The organism is Microcoleus sp. AT3-A2 (genome assembly GCF_036705685.1).
Lineage (GTDB): Bacteria > Cyanobacteriota > Cyanobacteriia > Cyanobacteriales > Microcoleaceae > Microcoleus.
The window spans coordinates 1-18,181 of sequence record NZ_JAUBVF010000037.1 but is presented as its reverse complement, the minus strand read 5'-3'; the positions used below and the strand labels follow the sequence as shown (position 1 = coordinate 18,181).

Here is an 18,181-nt window from a genome sequence, read left to right as displayed (position 1 = left end):
AGATAACAGCGGCGCAGTTAGCCCCCCAGCTAACGCTAGTCTCGGTTTAACAGGAACGACACCCAACCAACCACCAGTAGCGACACCTACTAACCTCACGGTAGGACCAAACAGCAGCGCCCCGGTGCCTGGATTGGGAGGAACCGACCCGGAAGGGCCGATCGCCTCTTATACCATCAACACCCTGCCGCCAGCGGCCCAAGGAATCCTGTTTTTAGGAGATCCAGCCAACGGCGGAGTAGCCGTGACACCAGGTCAAGTCCTGACTCCAGCACAGTTGCAGCAACTGTTTTTCCAATCCACAGGTAGCTTTACCGGTGCCAATTTTACCTACAGCGCCACAGATAACAGCGGCGCAGTTAGCCCCCCAGCTAACGCTAGTCTCGGTTTAACAGGAACGACACCCAACCAACCACCAGTAGCGACACCTACTAACCTCACGGTAGGACCAAACAGCAGCGCCCCGGTGCCTGGATTGGGAGGAACCGACCCGGAAGGGCCGATCGCCTCTTATACCATCAACACCCTGCCGCCAGCGGCCCAAGGAATCCTGTTTTTAGGAGATCCAGCCAACGGCGGAGTAGCCGTGACACCAGGTCAAGTCCTGACTCCAGCACAGTTGCAGCAACTGTTTTTCCAATCCACAGGTAGCTTTACCGGTGCCAATTTTACCTACAGCGCCACAGATAACAGCGGCGCAGTTAGCCCCCCAGCTAACGCTAGTCTCGGTTTAACAGGAACGACACCTCCGCCGACTCCAGCACCAGTACCAACGCCCACTCCCACACCATTACCAATACCGATTCCAGCACCAACACCAACTCCAACACCAACTCCCAACGAACCGCCAGCAGCCAACAATACTAACCTCACCCTAGAGCCCAACAGCACCGCGCAAATTCCGGGATTGGGAAAAAGTGACCCCGATGGGTCGATCGCCTCTTACACCATCAACACCCTGCCCTCACCAGACCAAGGAGTCCTCTTTTTAGGAGATCCAGCCAACGGCGGCGTACCCGTGACACCGGGTCAAGTTTTGACACCGGCACAAATAGGACAACTATTTTTCCAATCCACCGGCAACTTTACCGGTGCCAATTTCAGCTACAGCGCCACAGATAACAACGGCGCTACCAGTCCCCTGGCTACCGCTACTCTCGGTTCCACAGGAGCAACTCCCACACCAAATCCCCTAAACTTACCCCCAGTAACCAACAATGCTAATTTCACCGTAGACCCCAACAGCAGCGCGCGGGTGCCGGGATTGGGAGGAAGTGACCCCGATGGGTCGATCGCCTCTTACACCATCAACACCCTGCCCCCAGCGGCCCAAGGAATCCTATTTTTAGGAGATCCAGCCAACGGCGGAGTAGCCGTGACATCAGGTCAAGTTTTGACACCGGAACAAATAGGACAACTATTTTTCCAATCCACAGGTAGCTTTACCGGTGCCAATTTCAGCTACAGCGCCACAGATAACAGCGGCGCTACCAGCCCCGCCACTGCTACAGTTGCCGCTATCTCCCCGACTTCCAACCAACCGCCATCGGTTAACAATATTAACTTCACGGTTCCCACTAACGGCATCGTGCAGGTGTTGGGATTGGGAGGAAGTGACCCCGATGGGTCGATCGTCTCTTACACCATCACCAGAGTCCCCCCAGCCAACCAAGGAGTCCTGTTCCTATCAGATTCAGTCAACGGCGACGTACCCGTGACAGCCGGTCAAGTTTTGACTCCGGCACAAATAGGACAACTATTTTTCGTAGCCACAGTTGACTTTAACGGAGCAACTTTCAGCTACACCGCCACCGACAACCTCGGCAAAGTCAGCCCCACTAGCGCTAATGTTGCTGCTATCTTGAGGCCAGTTGGAACTGTTCCCCCACTCATACCTACACCCACACCAACGCCCGCGCCCGGTATCTCAAATCCGATCGCCGAACCAGATACCGACTGTTTGTGTCAGCCCATTATTGAAAAACCGGGAATTAACTTTGCGCCCCCGCAGCAACCGCCTGCAGTGGGATTTGTCCGGCCTATTTCACAATTTTCCGAGGGACAAACCACCAAAGGAACCGACGGCGATGACTTCATCGTAGACACCAAAGGCAACCAAAAAATTGTCGGTTTTGAAGGCAACGACCTGCTTTTAGGTGAAAACGGCGCGGACGAAATTTACGGCAACGAAGACAATGACACCATTTTTGGGGGCATTGACACCGATATTGTTTACGGAGACGAGGGCAACGATATCGTATTTGCAGGCAAACAGAACGACTGGATTGCGGGCGACTTAGGCTCTGACACCCTGTTTGGAGATCGAGGTGCGGATACGATTCTCGGAGACACCGGGCAGAACAACTCCCAGAGTCCTGACGATGCTCGCGATTTGATTTTCGGAGGCGAGGGTGCAGACCTCATTAACGGCAACGAGGGCGACGATACCATCCATACCGGCAAAGGTGACGATATTGCCCTTGGAGGTAAAGAAAATGACCGAATTTGGGGCGAACTTGGCTCCGATACGTTGTTTGGTGGCATTGGCTCCGACAGCTTGTTTGGGGGCATCCGCGACCAAAGTGCCAGCGACTCCCAGGGACGCGACTTGCTGTACGGAGGCTTCGGTAACGACTTCCTCAACGGCCAACAAGCCAACGATACGCTGGTTGCAGGCAAAGATAACGATCGCGCTTATGGAGGTAAAGGCAATGACATCATCTACGGTCAATTAGGCTCCGATACCGTCTACGGTGGCGAAGGAGCCGATACTCTGCTCGGCGACAGTGGCAGTTCCCAGTCCATCGGGGATCTCGGTGAACAAGACTTAATCTTTGCCGACAGCGGCAACGACATCATAGGCGGCGGGCACGGTAATGATACCGTGCAAGCAGGTAAAGGCAATGATTGTGTTTGGGGTGGCAAAGATAATGACCTGATTTGGGGCGAACTCGGCTCTGATACCCTTGTTGGCGACAGCGGCGACGACACCATGTACGGCGGTGCTCGAAGTCGAGCTAATGATGTTGGCGGTCAGGACTTGCTCTTTGGTGGCACTGGTGCTGATGTGCTGTTCGGCGATGAGGGTGACGATACCATCAGTGGCGGTCAAGACAACGACTTGATTTACGGCGGTAAAGCTAACGACCTCATAAACGGAGATCTGGGCGAAGACTTGATTTACGGCGGTGACGGCAGCGATGAACTCTGCGGTGGCGAGGGCAACGATACCATCTATGGCGATCGTGCTGATAACCGGGGTGTCTCGGTGGCGGCAAACGACCAGCAAGACTGCATCAACGGCGGTGACGGCGATGACTTGCTCTACGGCAACGAAGGCCAAGATACTATCAACGCAGATGCTGGCAGCGATACTCTGATTGGTGGTAAAGATAGCGACCTTCTCAATGGGGGCGCTGGAGATGACTGGCTGTTTGGCGACTTGGGCGAGGATACTTTAATTGGAGGTATGGGGAGTGATCGATTTGTGTTGAGTGCTGATGGCGGCACTGATACTGTCATTAACTTCGAGATAGGCGTGGATAAGTTTGTTTTGAGCGACGGGCTGAGTTTCCAGCAGTTGCAATTTAGCGCCACTCCGAACGGTACGTTGCTGCAAGTAGCAGGAACCGATCGGGTTTTAGCGAATCTGGTTGGGGTTAACGGGGCGATCGGCTCCTCGGATTTCCTGCCAAATCTCTCTGAACTCTAGAATTGGCGGCGAAAGTCTCCTGTTCTGGCGAACAAAACGCCACAGAGTTCTGATCTGCTGTGGCGTTCCTCACAATACTCAATCCGGGTTAGAAACTTTGTAGCGCTACGCCCTTGACATCGCTCTTACAGTTGCCTTTTGTCCGTCTCTAAAATGCTAAAAAATAAATGTGTATTCAAGCAGGATTTGGTATAATATCAAATCTGTTAGCCTGGGGATTATTCATAAATTTCTTATCTTTATCGGCGTGAATCAGGGTCAATCACTTGTCATCTGCGGTGAATAAATTATCTTTTTTTACCGCAGATACAGGCAGATAAACACAGATGAACGCAGATGAATTATATTGATTTCTGTTGCACCCTCCATGATTATTGACTGGTTTTTACGCCCGACAAGGCTACCGGATTTGTATAACTTTGTATTGGGTTTTTCAGGTGTTCCCAGGTACACAAGGGTTGGTAGCTCAAGTTTTTACTAGCAACTAATTTTATTGTGTTTTGCGATCGGGCTTAAGAGCCAACTAAGATTTATCACTAATTCCCCATTCCGATTCCATTGATTCACAATAGAAGGAAAGAAGACATACAGGGATAGCTATTTTTTCCTTTTTCTTGGCGAAGCCCCAATTCCCCATAATCAATTCCAATACTTAGCTTAGGATAGCGAAATCTGCTTACGTAAAAACAGCCGGCGCGGCTGGCCGAACAGCCAACCAGTCCAATTCCAATCCACCTGTTGCAAGCGATAGCCGGCCTGATAGTACAACTGTCGCGCCGGGTGATTATTTTCCAGAACGTGGAGGTAAATCTCAGAAAATCCCCATTCTCTGGCTGTCTCCTCGCAGTTGCTGAGCAATTGTTGAGCAATCCCTTGCCGCCGGTACTCCGGGTGAACAGCTAAATTCGACAAATAAGGATAGTCAGAATTAGGGATTTGCCAAGGAAAGCGAGAACGCAAAGCCATTTCTACTGTTCCTGCCATGCGCTGAGCTCGGTGCGCTCTAGAATTCTGCGTTCCCTCCTCGCGCGAGACTAGCTCAGCAACCAGACAAATGTAATGTTCTGCCTTAGAACGCAGTCGATTTTTTAAATCTTCGTAAATGCCCAAACGCAACACCGGATACACCCATTCTACAAACCCCTCGCGGGAGTGAAAGCTCATGGCTAAAATATCAGCTAGCTGCGTTAAGTCGTTGGGCGCAGCCACCCGGATCGAAAAACCAGAAAGTCCGGGAGTTTGTTGTTGGTGAGATGGTGAGGAAAAAAATGAAGGATTCACAATGCCAGGCCACTATATTAATTTTTTTACGCGGGTTTCTAAGCTACCATCTTAGAAAATTTACTGAGGTTATACTGATCTTATAACGTAACTTATAGGCAGAGTTTATTAGCCAGATTAAATTACATTTTTTTGTGCTTGACTTTAAGTAGTATGTGAGGTAAATGGAAAATTTTTAGGATTTAATTAATACTCTAGTTATGAAAAATAAAACTCATCCCCTAATACTAGATTTGTGGATAAGCTATTTGGCCTTTAAATGGAAGCTTGATCCCTGGTTTTCGGCCGGCATCATAAGAGTTTAAGTAAACAGTAGCTTACAAATTAAATGCGCGACAGCTTAGCGGGCAAGGTATTAAAAACAATCACAAAGGTTTTAACGTCAGGTTCCCGGAATCCTACCGCTCTCTGCTTACGGAAATACCCGATCGAATATAATTTATCCGTCAAGCGGTAGTTGAAAAACTCAACGACTGACCATACTAACACCGGGCACGATCGCGCGTCGGATGTTCCCCGCCGCCTCCGGGCCTGGCAACCCAGCTTTCAGCAGTTCTGGGCTATCCATCGCCCATCCCCCATCGAACCGGCCTTACCTGTTGAGCTAGGGGGTACTTTTCCCACCTCCAATTTAAATTTGGATGCCTGGAAACTGTCTGCTGGGGTTTTCCCCGTCGGTTCGATACTCTGCTGCGCGCGAGACCTTCAAAACCTCGATCGAGCTGATTGACCCTACCCAAAAACCGATACAAGCCACCAACACTCCACGTGGAGAGATCAAAATTTTAGACCCTAGTTCAAGCTCCGCGATTCATCTGTGGAGTAAATCTAAAATCTAAAATCTAAAATCTAAAATCGACTGACCGGTTTCCACAGAGTACATCCCTAGCTAAGATTAACAGATGGATGCTCGAGCTTGCGGTGTTTCGGCGCAGTAATTGGCTTGGGCGTTGGTCTGCTGAACGCACAAAAAATGCCGAGCTCGGGGAAAAAAGTGGAAGTCTAACTAAAATGGTACAGCAATTGCGTCACTCCCACAGACACCTGTGTGGTCTGTGGGCCACCCCGAATATCAGTCAGGGGCTCGGCGCCGGATTGTGGTCGCTATCCTTGGCTGACTGTTAAAGTTGCTGTTATTTGTGGGAAAAAAACACAGGCGAAGAAGTTGGTTGTCTATTATATCTTTCTGCGAGCAGCTTTCACATACCAAATAAAACAGTCCCAGGAGCCTGGATCAAACATAATTTTGGCAAATCAACTCACAATCAGGACGGTTATTCCTATGTATTCTGAGATATCCAGACGGCAGTTAAAATTGCCAGATTTGTGTTTGATCTCCTGCTGCATAAAGGTAAGGGGTGAAACAAAATTATCGGGAGACGAGTTTATGTGAATATCATTAAATAATAAAATTGGGGTGCACGACAGGTAACTGTGGTTCAGAAGAATTCCGAATTGAAAACCCAGACATCAAAAATAAAGGTTGATGCTTGCCTCGGCCTACTCACAACAACTTCATATCCACGAATTATTGTGATATCCTTTTTCCAAAATAATGGCACTCTAAGCAAACTCCCAACCCTTATGTCATCAGTCATTCGTAATCGAAAATTGAAAATTGAAAATCGAAAATGGTATGACTTCAGCAATTTAAATCGGCGAATTCTTCCTTTAATCAGACTTATTAAATTGAACAGCCCCGGGGCACAGGAGAACGGTGCATGAATTCCCAAGAAAATCCTAAGCTAAAAATTCTGATCGTCGATGACGAGCCAGATAACCTCGACTTGCTTTACCGCACCTTCCATCGAGACTACAAAGTGCTCAGAGCCGAATCTGGCCCCGCTGCTCTCGAAATTTTGGCAAAAGAAGGAGAAGTAGCAGTGATTATCTCCGACCAGCGAATGCCAAAAATGAGCGGTACGGAGTTTCTAAGCCTGACGGCGGCTCAATACCCCGACGTGATCCGAATTATTTTAACTGGCTATACGGATGTTGAAGATTTAGTTGAAGCTATTAACGCTGGCAAAGTATTCAAATACGTTACCAAGCCTTGGGATGCTCAAGAGCTGATAAATCTTGTCAGTCAAGCTGTTGAGACTCACAATCTTCTGAAAACGCGCACCAATGAACTGCGCCGTGCTTTGAGCCAAGAATCGCTGCTTTATGCCGTTACCAATACTATCCGATCGGCTCCCAATTACCAGCAAATGCTGCAAAGAATTGTGGAAACTGTCGGGCAGATGTTTGAGGTGAGTTGCTGTCTGCTGCGCCCGTTCCAAGACGGCCGGGTGGCCGATGAGTGGTTCGTTTACCAGAAGGCAGAAACTAAAGAGCTGCGGGGCGATGAGGAATCGATACCAGGAGATGCTTCTGCTGCCGAACTCTCTCCCGATTTACTGCCGGATTTGGTTTGGGAAACTCTGGATGTGGAGGTGATTCAAGATGCCCAAACTGACGATCGAGTTTTAAACTGGGATAATCAGCAACGACAGCAGGCTTACGAAGCTGCAAATATTCGATCGAGCTTGATCGTACCACTGTTTTACAAAGTGGAACTGATGGCAGTCTTGGCGCTGCACCAGTTTGAGGAACCGCGCCAGTGGCAAGACCACGAGGTACAGTTGGTAATTACGGTGGCAGACCAAGCGGCTTTGGCGCTTTCTCAAGCCCGGGCTTATGAACAGGTGCGGGCGCTGGCCAAGCGCGAGGCCTTAGTCAATACTATTACTACGGCAATTCGATCGAGTCTCGATCCCCAAAATATTTTTGCAGCCATTACTCAACAACTCGGCCAAGCTTTGCAAGTTGACGGCTGCGCCCTATCTCTGTGGACAGAAGACGATGAATACGTCCAATGCGTGGGGCTATACGACACAGAGAGGGATACCGTGGCTGTAGAACAGGGTTTTATTGACAATCCAGAGGTAGTTGCGAACTCTCTGGGCTACGAGACGGCTTCGGACGATGCTGCTAACACTCGCGCCTGGGTTTTTGCCCATCCTTCTTTGCCACAGTCTTTGGTGCCGATTCGGGGCAATCCGGTGTTGCTGCAAGTTATGGTATCAAAAGAGCCGGTGGCGATCGAAGATCTCGACGAACACCCCGAGTTAAATGTTACAGAACTGCAAGTTCGATCGCCAGCCCGCGCCCTGTTAGTCGTTCCCTTACTCTCAGAAGGCAAAATCATCGGCAGCATTTCCCTGCGCCAAAATCGCAGCATCCGCCGCTGGAACATCTCAGACATTGATCTGGCTCAAATAGTCGCAACTCAAGCTGCTCTGGCCGTGCAGCAGTCGCGCCTCTACCAGACTACCAGACAGCAGGCAGAACGGCTTCTGGAAGCCGATCGGCTCAAAACCGAATTTTTCCAAAATATCTCCCACGAGTTCCGCACGCCTCTAACTTTAACTATCGGCCCTCTGGAATCAGCTTGCAGGCGTAAAGAAGACTTACCCTACGAACAAGCCGTAATCGCTTTGCGTAATTCCCGCCGCCTCCTGCGCTTGGTAAATCAACTGCTGGACTTGCAGCGGCTCGATGCCGGACGGATGCAGCCGAGTTTCCGCCCCTGCGATTTGGTCGGTTTCTGTTACTCTACCGCAGAGTCGTTCCGCGCCTACTGCGAGAAAAAAGGACTGCACTTAATTACCCAACTGCAAGAATGTCCTTTACTTTATTTGGATCTGGAAAGATTTGACAAAGTTATTTACAACCTGCTATCAAATGCTGTTAAATTCACCCCAGAAGGCGGAACTATCACCCTGAAAGTTGAATCGGCCGGCGCTCACTGCTTGTTGCAAGTAAAAGACACGGGGATCGGCATTCGCACCGAACAAATTCCCTATTTATTCGAGCGGTTTCACCAAGCAGAAGGTTCAGCTAGCCGTTCCTATGAAGGCAGCGGTTTAGGTTTGGCACTTGTCAAAGAATTAGTCGAACTCCACGGCGGTCAAGTTTCAGTTGAGTCAGTTTACGGAGAAGGTACTACTTTTACCGTTTGGCTGCACTTTGGTTCGACTCACTTGCCCCCGGAACAGGTACTAGAAATACCTGCGGAGTTTCACTCATCGAAAGCTGCGGTGGAACTGGCCGATGTGGAAGCGGATTTATCGGAAAATGAGGCTGAAAATCATAACTTTGAGGCGCTCCAACCAATCAAATCAGAAACAGCAGTGGGAACGGTTTTGGTGGTTGACGACAATCCAGATTTGCGCTTTTATGTGTCGGCAATTCTCCGAGATTCCGGCTTTGCAGTTTTGCTGGCCCGCAACGGAAAAGAAGGATTTGCAGTGGCGAAAAAACGTCGCCCTAATTTAATTATAACGGATTTGATGATGCCTTTGATTTCGGGCTTGGATTTGATTCGCATGATTCGAGAGGATGAGGAATTGCAGGGAACTCCGGCAATTTTGCTGACTGCTAAAGCCGACGAAGATACTCGAATTGAAGGAGTAGAACGGGGTGCAGATGCTTATTTGTCTAAGCCTTTTAATGATCGAGAATTGTTGGCGGAAGTGCGGAATTTGATCGCCCTCAAACAAAACGAGCGCCGAGTGCAGCAGTTGAACAGTTATTTAACTGAGTCGGTGCTGCGCCGATTTTTGCCGCCGGCGATGGTGAAAGCCGCAGCGGCTGGAGATTTGGCCTTGGATTTGCGCCCGGAACCGCGATTGATTACTATTTTGTTTAGCGATATTGTCGGTTTTACTCAAATGGCAAATACGCTGCGATCGCGCCGGGTAGCTGAGCTGTTGAATGAATATTTGGCGGCAATGACTAAGGCTATTTTTGACAGCGGCGGTACGGTGGACAAGTTTGTTGGAGATGCGGTAATGGCTTTCTTTGGCGCGCCGGAGGAACTCACGCCTAATGAGCAAGTACGCCGCGCTGTGGCTGCTGCGGGACAAATGCTGCGAGCTCTGAAGGAGCTTAACAACGGCTGGTTGGAGCAGGGAATTGTTGGGGAAAATGGCGTGCCTCCGGTGCGGTTTCGCTGCGGAATTCACCAGGGTACTGCGGTGGTGGGGATGTTTGGCGGCCCTGATCGATCGGATTATACTGCGATCGGGCCGAGCGTGAATATTGCCGCCCGCTTGCAAGAGGTGACGGAACCAAACACGGTGCTAATTTCGGCGGCGGTGGCAGATTATGTTGAGGAAAATCGCATTGTTAAATATAAGCCTTTGAAACTAAAGGGAATTGATGAAACGGTATTGACTTTTTTACTAAATTGTGATTAGTCATTAGTTGTTTGTTAAGTATTATATGTTGATATCCCACACACAATCTCGGAAACAACCTATTCGTAAATACAACCGATTTCAACTGAGTGAAGTACCTTCACCCCACCCGCCCCAAGGCTGTTTCATATCGATTCCGGTGCAACCGGAATCGATATCAATTGTTTAATCTTTAACCTAAAATTTACAATCGACTCACCAAAGTTCAAGCTCCAAAATGGCGGTTGTGAAGTCAAATCTAAAATCTAAAATCTAAAATCGACTGACTTTCCTTAATCAATTGTTTAATCTTTAACCTAAAATTTACAATCGACTCACCAAAGTTCAAGCTCCAAAATGGCGGTTGTGGAGTCAAATCTAAAATCTAAAATCTAAAATCTAAAATCTAAAATTGACTGACATTCCTTGCTTCCATCTATCAAAAGAGGGAGTTTTTTTAACCGTTGGTCGGCGGATAACCTCTCTCTAGAGAACGGTTCAGCCGATCGCTCTGATCGAGTAGAAATAGAATGTCATATCTGATTGTGTATTGTATGAAACTGAATTCTTTTACGAAACGGCTTTCGACTGTCGGGCGCTGGATGGCTGCAACTGTGCTTTGCGTGTCAGCGATGGCCTTCGTGTGGTCTGGTGTGTTCTTCTCCAACACCGCAGCAATGGCCTCTCCTGCTGTAAACTTGATCGCAGCAGCAGATGCGGGCGATGTGGTTCAAGAAAAAGCCAGCAAAGATGCTGGACGAGCCAAGAACTTCATCCGAGATACAGAAGATAAAGTTAAGGAAACTGCCAAGACAAATGCTGCTAAAGTCGATCGAGCATCGGAGGATGGTAGTGTCGTAGAGCGCAAAGCTAAGAAAGATGCGGCCACAATTGAGAAAAGAGCATCGGAAGATTCAGCTCGGACTCAGGAAGCAGTAGATAATACCAAGAATGCTGTAGAGCGCGCTGTTGACAGCATCAAGGATGTTTTTAGCAATTAGAAAATAAATAAGTAGGTAAGTGCAAAGCCCTTGTCTACTTAAGTAAGCGGGCATGAATAAACTGATGTGCGGGGCGGGTTTTGACCTGAAATAAGTCGGATAGCAAGAGTTACTTGCACTCACCCGCCCACCATATCTTATGGTTTTGTCGCTCTTGTCTGCTTACTTGAAACTGCAAAGTTGACGTAGCTTAAGCAAAATCTCTAGAGGGTTTGTAGAACTAACCCCAAACCATGCTTTAAAATTGCCGCAAAAAGCGCAAATCGCTAGCATAAACCCGGCGAATGTCGTCGATTTCATAAAGTACCATTGCGAACCGCTCGACACCAAAACCGGCCGCAAACCCAGTATATTTTTCTGGGTCTAAACCGACTCCTTTAAGAACGTTAGGATCGACCGTTCCGCAGCCCAAAACTTCCAGCCATTTGCCGTTCCACTGCAAATCAACTTCGGCAGAAGGTTCCGTAAACGGAAAGTAACTTGTGCGGAAACGAATAGGCAAATCTTGCCCGAACATTTGCCGCAAAAACTCTTTAATTGTGCCTTTCAAGTCAGTAAATGTCAGACCTTCACCAATTGCTAAAAGCTCAATTTGGTGAAAGACTGCTGCGTGAGTAGCATCGACAGTATCGCGGCGGTAAACGCGGCCGGGAGAGACAATCCGAATCGGCGGTTTGCGCTGTTCCATGTAGCGAATTTGCACTGATGATGTCTGAGTCCGCAGCAAGTCCCCGCCTGGTAGGTAAAATGTATCTTGCATATCCCGCGCTGGGTGGTCTGGCGGGGTGTTCAGCGCCTCGAAGTTGTAATAATCTGTTTCCATTTCCGGGCCGTTGGCGACGGTGTATCCGAGGCCGACAAAGATATCGAGAGCGCGGTCTATGACGGCGTTTAAGGGGTGAACGCGGCCTTGGGGGCGAAAGATCCCCGGCATCGTGACATCGATGGTTTCTGAGGCTAATTTGGCTTGGATTTGGGCGGTTTGGAGGGCGGCGCGCTTGTCTTCTAAATCGGCTTGCAGGGCTTCTTTGACTGTATTGGCGATCGCACCTACTTTGGGCCGCTGGTCTGGCGACAGTTTGCCCATCATGCCTAAAATTTGAGAGAGTTGGCCTTTTTTGCCGAGGTAGCCGACGCGCAACTGTTCGAGTTGTTCGAGGGTATTGGCAGTGGCGATCGCACTTTTTGACTCTTGGCCGAGGGTTTCTAGTTGAGTTTCAATGTCGCTTAGCTGGACAGTCATTTTGATTTTAGATTTTAGATTTTAGATTTTAGATTGATGGCTGTTTTGGGCCAAGTTGAGTTTAGCGCAATTTTGGCTCGACAGTCTTGTTGATTTTAGATTTTAGATTTTAGCTTTTAGATTTTCGGCAGTTACGGATAATTTGTAATAGGTAATTCGATGTTAGAGCGATCGCCCTAGTTGAATCTAGTTTAGTATTGTTATAAGGCCTATAAAAATTTCAATGAAACTTTTAATTAGCAACGACGACGGCATCTTTGCACAAGGCATCCGCAGCCTCGCCAACGCTCTCGCCACCGCTGGCCACGACGTGAGTGTAGTTTGTCCCGACAGAGAGCGCTCCGCTACCGGCCACGGCCTTACCTTGCACCAACCCATCCGCGCCGAAATTGTCGAATCTATTTTTGATCCCGCAGTCCAAGCTTGGGCCTGTTCGGGTACTCCCGCCGACTGCGTAAAACTCGCTTTGTGGGCTTTACTTGACAAACCGCCGGATTTTGTCCTTTCCGGTATCAACCACGGGCCCAATTTAGGCACGGATATCATCTGTTCGGGTACGGTTTCGGCAGCAATGGAAGGAATTATGGAAGGCATTCCCAGCATTGCTTTTAGCCTCGCCAGCTTTACTTCGCAGGAATTTGGGCCGGCGGTGGATTTCGCTGTCACCTTGCTGGCACAGTTGGAAAAACAGCCAATGGCGAAACCGATGCTGTTGAATGTCAACATACCGGCAGTCTCACAAGCAGAAATTACCGGAGTTGCGATCGCCCGTCAAGGCATTCGTCGCTATTTCGACATATTTCAAAAGCGCACCGATCCGCGCGGCAAAACTTATTATTGGCTGGCTGGGGAATTGTTAGAAGATGTAGAAGAAATCGCCGATTCGGCGGTGCCGCATGATATTCCTACAGACGTACAAGCTATTCGCGACAACAGAATAACCGTAACTCCCTTGCAATATAATCTCACCTGTGCTCCCGACTTGCACTCGCTGCGAGATTGGCAATTTGAAGGTTTTCCGAAGCAGTGAGCTCCGATCGACCCGATCGGAGCGGTAAACTAGGAATTAAGGAAAAGTGCCTCTCAAGGTCTACACCTTTGGCGTTAACACAGGCTCCCAATTACTTGTTAGTTTTTTTTACTCAAGAAAAACAGTTATGAACGCTCCCACCTATAACACTCATTCTGTCACTTGCCCGATCTGCAACCGTTCCAGCGTCGTAGGCCCAGTCGGGATGGTCAGTGGACTATTCACTTGTCCCCACTGCCATTCTCATATGGTAATTAGCTGGAGCGGTCATTTTGTGCGCGATCCTTTTAGTCTCAAACAACTGACGGTGGGAAAGATGCTCAGGCGCGAGAGCAGACCGTTAGCTCGCCTTCAGCGGGACTTTGGGCTGGGTAAGCCTTTTCCGCTGATTGCAATTTTGGGGAGTGTGGTCTTTTTCGGGTGTGCGCTAGCCGCTACGGAACAATCGCTACCCCGACAGAATTCACTTCAAGGATTTTTAGAGTGGGTGAGCGGAACTGGTAATTCCGAAGATGTCTCCCGTTAACATTTCTTAAAAGAAATTGTGACAGATACTGCGTGCAAATATCTATTCCTTTAGGTAGAAATCACACTATTTTAGCAATTGCATCCATCTTGAGCTAGGGGTAAGCACTTAGACGCCGTGCCCTTCATCATGTGCCCAAAAACGTCAAAACCCCAGTCCGGCAGGGGTTTTAACCCCTGCCTCAAAGCTCAAGTCTGGTGGGCTTAAGTCTCATATCAATTCCGGTTGCACCGGAATTATTGTTGACTGTTGACTGTTGACTGTTGACGGGCGGGTCGAAAAACTGAATGGTTGAGTGTTAACTGTTGACTAGATTTTATTATTCCGATGCAACCGGAAACGATATCACGAGGGTGTTTCGGGTTAAGTTGAGACAGATTAAATAGCTCTATTTAGAAACTCAGCAATTTTTCTAACTGCTGTTTCCAAAATTGCTGGCGACTCGACTAAGGCAAATCGCACGTAGCCTTCTCCTGATTTCCCGAAACCGGCACCGGGGGAAGCTGCGACTCCTGTACTCTGTACTAGCTGAGTGCAAAATTTCACGGAATCTTGCGCCCAAGGTTCCGGCAGTTTCGCCCAGACGTACATGGTGGCAGGGGGTACGGGTACTTGCCAGCCGATGCCCTGTAGCGCGTTTACAAAGGCATCCCGCCGTTTTCTGAAGGTTTCTACGCTGGTTCTGACGGTATCTTGGGGGCCGGTTAATGCGGATATCGCTCCGTTCAAAATCCCTCGGTATTGGTTGAAGTCCACTGCGGCTTTTACCTGTCGCAGCGCTGCAATTAGTTCGGAATTGCCGATCGCATATCCGACTCGAAAACCTCCCATACTGTAGGATTTGGATAGTGTAAAAAACTCGATCGCCACACTCTTATCTCGATCGGCCTGAAATATTGACGGCGCCATCAATTTTCGATATTCTTCCTCGTTACCAGTCGCCTCAATTGCAGAATTGCGATCGTCAAACACCAAATCCACATAAGGGAAATCGTGCACTAAAACCAGCCGATGTTCTCGACAAAAAGCCACAGCTTTTTCAAAAAAAGCAACCGGGGCGATCGCAGTTGTAGGATTGTGAGGATAGCTCAAAACCATCATCTTCGACTGAGCAAGCACTGCTGTCGGAATATCTTCAAATATCGGCAAAAACGCATTTTCTGCTAATATCGGCATCGGATAAATTTGACCGCCAGCCAAATGCACACCGCCCGCGTGGGAAGGATAGCCCGGATCGAGTAACAAAGCAAAATCTCCAGGGTTGAGTACAGCTAAAGGCATATGCGCCGTGCCTTCTTGGGAACCAATTAACGGCAGCACTTCTGTTTCTGGATTGACTGCAATTCCAAATTTTTGCTCGTACCAAATAGCTACTGCTTCCCGAAAATCTCTTGTGCCGTTAAATAGCAAATAGCCGTGGGTGCTGGTGTCTGACAGAGAATGTGCGATCGCATCTGTAATATGAGCCGCCGCCGGCAAATCCGAAGAACCCAGAGACAAGTCAATCACATTCTGCCCCGCTGCTCTAGCTTGAGCTTTTGCCCGATCCATATCGGCAAATACATTAAATTGCAGTGGTTCTAAACGTTTAGCAAATTGCATATTTTCTATAGTTTTGTGGAATTTTAAGGAATATTTTTATCTGAGCTAAATTATTTTTTATATGGCATTTCTATTGACTTTGTATTTTTTTTTAGTAACCGCAGAGAGCGCAGAGGGCGCAGAGTCAGAGAGGAAGATCGAGGAGCCAAGAGATATGTTAAACAAATATTTGCGATTGTTATAATTGTAAGTTGGGAGTTGGAAACTCCCGAATCATTTCCAAACTTTATAAGTGAGCGTCGAGCAAACCGACCAAAGTTTGTTTAGTAATAGCTCCCTCGTGAGACAGCACTACTTCGGCATTTTTAAACAGCCTGAGAGCTGGAACTCCTTCTACTTTATACTGCTTGACAGTATTAGGATTGGGGTCAATTTCCATTTTAACCACTTTCAGTCGATCGCTGTAGTTGGCCGCCACCCAGTCTACCGAAGGCGCGATCAGTTTGCAAGGCCCGCACCAACTCGCCCAAAAATAGGCAAGCACTGGTTGCTCTGCTTTCAGGACTTCTGTTTCAAATTTTTCGTCGTTAATGACAATTACACTGTTGCTCATGGTTCTGCGATTATTTTTTCTATTTATTTCTAAAGCACCGGCTCGGTAAAACTTGCACCAACTGACAAGACAGGCCCAAAAAACTGTTACTAATTTTAAAACATTCTGTGAATTATTGAGTGCAAACTCAGGACTGGGGACTGATGGCTAATTCTGTATGGCGTTTAATTCCACTGTTGTCGGCGTCTGGTAGCGTGCAGATGGCGATCGACCAATGGCTACTGGAACAGCATCTAGCGGGCAAACATCCACCAACTCTGCGATTTTACACTTGGCAACCGGCGGCGATTTCCTTGGGCTACCACCAGCGCAGGTGGCCGGAGTTTTGGCACCAGTTGTCTTGGCAGGGAATGCCTGTGGAGTTGGTGAGGAGGCCCAGCGGCGGGCGCGCAGTGTTGCATCAAGGGGATTTAACTTATGCAGTTGTGGCGTCGGGATTTGGAAGCAGCCGTATGAAAGCTTATCAGACTATTTGCCAGTTTTTGATTGAGGGTTGGAGGGCGATGGGTTTGGATTTGCAGTACGGGGAAGCTGGAAGGGGTTATATTCACAATCCGAATTGTTTTGGTACTGCGACGGGTGCGGATTTAGTTACCGCTGATGGTTGCAAGTTAATTGGTAGCGCGCAATTGCGACGGGGTGATGCTATTTTGCAGCACGGTTCGATGCGTTTGCAGCCGGATGTTCGTTTGTTTTCTCAAGTTTTTGGGGAGGAATTAATTCCTGTGCAATTACCTCTATCTGAAGGGGGAGATGATTGGATTGCAACTGTAATTGATGTTTTGAGTGCGGCTGCTTGTCGCTGTTTTGGGATTGAGTTGGAGGTGCAGCCACTTTCGGCTCAGGAATGGCAAGATATAGCAGATATTGAAGGAAGAAGGAAGAACGAAAATATATTAGATACTAGACATACCTAACTTCTTGAAAAAGTTGGGTATCTCGCTAAAATCGCTAATCTAAAATCGGAAAACTCATTTATGGCTGCTGCTCAATTTGAACGATCGGCTCTTTGGCAATTTCGCCCAATTTCACAGAATCCAGCAAGCTTTCCCAATCAGCAGTTAATTCTGCATCATTAGGATTAGCGCGGCGAGCAGCAGCTAAAGTGCTCAGAGCCTCTTGCCAAATCCCCTTTTCAGCATAAATAACGGTTTTCTGGCGCGGATCAGCCGCATCTAATTCACGGAGGATATCTGCACTCAGTTCAACTCGCCGTACAATACCTGTTGCTACCGCATCTGAGGATCTGTCCTCACGGTCGCACCTCAATACAATATACCAAAGGTAATTTTTGCCTGCTTCCAAGGGCGGCACATTCTTATTGGCAGGAATACTAACGCTCATCACTCCTGGTGAATTCTTAATTTTTAGGGTAGTTTCATGTATGAAATTCTCGTTTTCATCTACTAGGGAAAACTCGGCTTGCGCTTCGTCGAAGTCTAATTTAGGCAAGTAGAAAAAGAATACAGGGTATTGCGAAACAGTCCGTCCGATTTTACTTTTTGGTACTAATGCTATTAGCTTTCTGTTACCTCTAGCGTCGCATGTAAGTCCTGCCGGGGTCCCGAATACTCGTCGAGAGTTCGCTGACGACAAATTATCTTCACTAGGCCCAACGAAGCGCACCCTTCCCGGTTGAGTGATTGGCTGACCATCTACGTTTGGAGTCGGCTGTCCCACAACGGTTAATTGGAAAGCGTTAAGTGTGGCGATCGATAATATTGAGCCAACTGATGTGAAAATTAGGAAAAACTTAGTGATTTTTTCCATTTTTTAAAACATTCTTTTAATTAGGGTTCTATGCGTTTACAGCCGGATTTGGATGTCTTTTTTCAACTTTTTGCAGAGAAGCTAATTCCTGTGAATCCACCTCTATCTTAAGATGGAAATGTTTTGATTGAAACTGTAATAAAATTAATATATTAGAGTCCAGACGGGAGCATCCCGCTTTTTAACTAAGCAGAAATACCGAGCTTGATGTCGTTATTTAAATATGCACATCTCAGTCTTA

11 protein-coding genes are annotated in these 18,181 nt (G+C 48.1%); 6 read left to right on the top strand and 5 right to left on the bottom strand.

Translation table 11 applies throughout. The annotated features are described in order from the left end of the window. Nucleotides 1-3,712 (top strand): Ig-like domain-containing protein (locus QUB37_RS19420; protein ID WP_445300042.1); only part of this gene is annotated, 3,712 nt, incomplete at its 5' end. Between the two features lie 657 nt (nucleotides 3,713-4,369). Here QUB37_RS19420 and QUB37_RS19415 read toward each other — a convergent pair. Next, entirely contained in the window at nucleotides 4,370-4,993 is a 624-nt protein-coding gene (locus tag QUB37_RS19415) for a GNAT family N-acetyltransferase (protein WP_333165062.1), read from the bottom strand. Nucleotides 4,994-6,714: 1,721 nt separating this feature from the next. On the opposite strand from QUB37_RS19415, the gene QUB37_RS19410 reads away from it, so the two are divergent. Continuing rightward, complete coding sequence (locus tag QUB37_RS19410) at nucleotides 6,715-10,236, top strand: response regulator (protein WP_333165060.1); 3,522 nt, start codon at nucleotides 6,715-6,717, stop codon at nucleotides 10,234-10,236. Between the two features lie 533 nt (nucleotides 10,237-10,769). Further along, a complete protein-coding gene (locus tag QUB37_RS19405) occupies nucleotides 10,770-11,216 on the top strand; it encodes a hypothetical protein (protein ID WP_333165058.1) in 447 nt (148 codons plus the stop codon). A gap of 238 nt (nucleotides 11,217-11,454) precedes the next feature. Here the strand turns inward: QUB37_RS19405 and pheS are convergent, their stop codons facing one another. Next, on the bottom strand, nucleotides 11,455-12,459 hold the full coding sequence (pheS, locus tag QUB37_RS19400) for a phenylalanine--tRNA ligase subunit alpha (RefSeq protein WP_333165055.1): 1,005 nt from the start codon (nucleotides 12,457-12,459) through the stop codon (nucleotides 11,455-11,457). Nucleotides 12,460-12,682: 223 nt separating this feature from the next. On the opposite strand from pheS, the gene surE reads away from it, so the two are divergent. Together surE and QUB37_RS19390 are read left to right on the top strand one after the other, a co-directional pair. Next, complete coding sequence (gene surE, locus QUB37_RS19395) at nucleotides 12,683-13,489, top strand: 5'/3'-nucleotidase SurE (protein WP_333165053.1); 807 nt, start codon at nucleotides 12,683-12,685, stop codon at nucleotides 13,487-13,489. 127 nt (nucleotides 13,490-13,616) lie between these two features. After that, nucleotides 13,617-14,015, top strand: a complete 399-nt coding sequence (locus QUB37_RS19390) for a hypothetical protein (RefSeq protein ID WP_333165051.1) — start codon at nucleotides 13,617-13,619, stop codon at nucleotides 14,013-14,015. 378 nt (nucleotides 14,016-14,393) lie between these two features. On the opposite strand, the gene QUB37_RS19385 is transcribed toward QUB37_RS19390, so the two are convergent. Continuing rightward, entirely contained in the window at nucleotides 14,394-15,617 is a 1,224-nt protein-coding gene (locus QUB37_RS19385; protein WP_333165049.1) for an LL-diaminopimelate aminotransferase, read from the bottom strand. Nucleotides 15,618-15,843: 226 nt separating this feature from the next. Next, the gene (locus QUB37_RS19380) at nucleotides 15,844-16,170 is read right to left on the bottom strand and encodes a thioredoxin family protein (RefSeq protein WP_015177073.1); all 327 of its coding nucleotides are present in this window, start codon (nucleotides 16,168-16,170) and stop codon (nucleotides 15,844-15,846) included. Between the two features lie 143 nt (nucleotides 16,171-16,313). Between QUB37_RS19380 and QUB37_RS19375 the strand changes: the two genes are divergently transcribed. Continuing rightward, a complete protein-coding gene (locus tag QUB37_RS19375) occupies nucleotides 16,314-17,087 on the top strand; it encodes a biotin/lipoate A/B protein ligase family protein (protein WP_333165047.1) in 774 nt (257 codons plus the stop codon). Nucleotides 17,088-17,145: 58 nt separating this feature from the next. Here QUB37_RS19375 and QUB37_RS19370 read toward each other — a convergent pair whose 3' ends face one another. Next, nucleotides 17,146-17,940: a DUF928 domain-containing protein gene (locus QUB37_RS19370; protein ID WP_333165045.1), complete on the bottom strand. Its 795-nt coding sequence runs from the start codon at nucleotides 17,938-17,940 to the stop codon at nucleotides 17,146-17,148. Nucleotides 17,941-18,181: the final 241 nt, after the last annotated feature.

What these genes read in the sequence shown, in the direction of transcription:
- QUB37_RS19410 (WP_333165060.1), top strand. Translation starts at nt 6,715, where the DNA reads ATGAATTCCCAAGAAAATCCTAAGCTAAAAATTCTGATCGTCGATGAC.
- QUB37_RS19405 (WP_333165058.1), top strand. Translation starts at nt 10,770, where the DNA reads ATGAAACTGAATTCTTTTACGAAACGGCTTTCGACTGTCGGGCGCTGG.
- pheS (WP_333165055.1), bottom strand. Translation starts at nt 12,459, where the DNA reads ATGACTGTCCAGCTAAGCGACATTGAAACTCAACTAGAAACCCTCGGC.
- surE (WP_333165053.1), top strand. Translation starts at nt 12,683, where the DNA reads ATGAAACTTTTAATTAGCAACGACGACGGCATCTTTGCACAAGGCATC.
- QUB37_RS19390 (WP_333165051.1), top strand. Translation starts at nt 13,617, where the DNA reads ATGAACGCTCCCACCTATAACACTCATTCTGTCACTTGCCCGATCTGC.
- QUB37_RS19385 (WP_333165049.1), bottom strand. Translation starts at nt 15,617, where the DNA reads ATGCAATTTGCTAAACGTTTAGAACCACTGCAATTTAATGTATTTGCC.
- QUB37_RS19380 (WP_015177073.1), bottom strand. Translation starts at nt 16,170, where the DNA reads ATGAGCAACAGTGTAATTGTCATTAACGACGAAAAATTTGAAACAGAA.
- QUB37_RS19375 (WP_333165047.1), top strand. Translation starts at nt 16,314, where the DNA reads ATGGCTAATTCTGTATGGCGTTTAATTCCACTGTTGTCGGCGTCTGGT.
- QUB37_RS19370 (WP_333165045.1), bottom strand. Translation starts at nt 17,940, where the DNA reads ATGGAAAAAATCACTAAGTTTTTCCTAATTTTCACATCAGTTGGCTCA.